This is a genomic window from uncultured Phenylobacterium sp. (genome assembly GCF_902826855.1).
In the GTDB taxonomy this organism is placed as follows: domain Bacteria; phylum Pseudomonadota; class Alphaproteobacteria; order Caulobacterales; family Caulobacteraceae; genus Phenylobacterium.
Genome location: NZ_CADEGK010000279.1, coordinates 1 through 1189 on the forward strand (window position 1 = coordinate 1; position 1189 = coordinate 1189).

The 1189-nt window shown below is 60.1% G+C and carries 1 protein-coding gene and 1 tRNA gene; one reads left to right on the forward strand and one right to left on the reverse strand.

The features are described from left to right. Nucleotides 1–421 (forward strand): hypothetical protein (locus tag QZV94_RS23210; RefSeq protein ID WP_293682553.1); only part of this gene is annotated, 421 nt, incomplete at its 5' end. A 472-nt stretch (nt 422–893) separates the two neighbouring features. On the opposite strand, the gene QZV94_RS23215 is transcribed toward QZV94_RS23210, so the two are convergent. Continuing rightward, nucleotides 894–983, reverse strand: a tRNA-Ser gene (locus QZV94_RS23215). Between the last annotated feature and the right edge of the window lie 206 nt (nt 984–1189).

A 1189-nucleotide genomic window follows, 5' to 3' on the forward strand; every position in this document is an offset into this window, starting at 1 on the left:
TCCACTCGAACGTCGGACTGGTCGGAAAGGCGCGAGCCGGTACGGTGAATTCGAATTCGAACGTATCGGGGCCAACCGAATTGAGCATATGGGCTTCGACTTCCAGTACGGAGACAGACCCGATGTCTGGCTATGCCTCGCCGTCTGGACAGGAGAAAGAGGCGTTTGCACGCTTTTCCGGACAGGAAACTGCTGGAACTATTCTGCGTACCGAAAGCCGTATCGGCTGTGGGTGGTGAGCCAATTTCGCCGCGAACCCCTGCCGCAACATCCGTTGGCAGAGGCTTTGGCGAAAGGGCTCCGACGCCTTCAGGTCGCGGAAGCCTATTTCCGGGAAGGCGCCGATCATCCCGACCTGGGTCTGACACAGACATTGCCGCCCTATCAGTGGCCGGATGGCTACGCCGATCGGATGAAGTAGCGCCTCGCGCTATCGCCATTTCTCAGAACTGCTGAAAGCCCCAATCGCGGAGGCCTCAGCGGACGCGCGCCTCCACACATCGGTGAGCCATACGATCGGACCGACGAACTTCCCGGCGGCGCGCTGGAAGCTTCGCTATACATTCCTAAGGATGTTTGGCTCACAGCCGTTGGTTGCCTGAGCACCGTCTGGCGCCGTCTAGAGCTGACAGGCGCTGATGGCAGCGGCGACAGTATGAGGCTCGTCAGTTTCTCGTTCTCATCGGGCGGCCCGTCGTCTCTTTGATCGTAGCCACCAGCTACCTTCCAGGTAGGCCAACCTCCAAAGGAGGCTTCCCGACCTCGCCGGTCGCGCTGCAGTATCCGAGCCGCTTGGAGAACGAGAAGTCACCATCCCCAATCCAAGCCAAGCGTCCGGAATGTCGGGCGTTTCCCGCCTTCCGAAAAGTTGAATAAAAACAATTAGTTATGATTGGCGGAGAGAGAGGGATTCGAACCCTCGATACCCTTGCGGGTATGCCGCATTTCGAGTGCGGTGCTTTCAACCGCTCAGCCATCTCTCCGACGAGCTGCGCGGCCCCAAAGGAAAGGGCCGGGTGAGCGAGCGGCGACTGATACTCATCCGGCTCCCGTCGCGCAAGCGCGGCGTCTCAGCGGGCTGGGGACGGCCACTCTCCACGCTGATCGCCCGACAGTCTCCCCAAGCGGTGCATTGAAAGCGGAACTGTTGGCGGCTTAGTCAGGCCGATGCTCTCGAACATGCGATTCC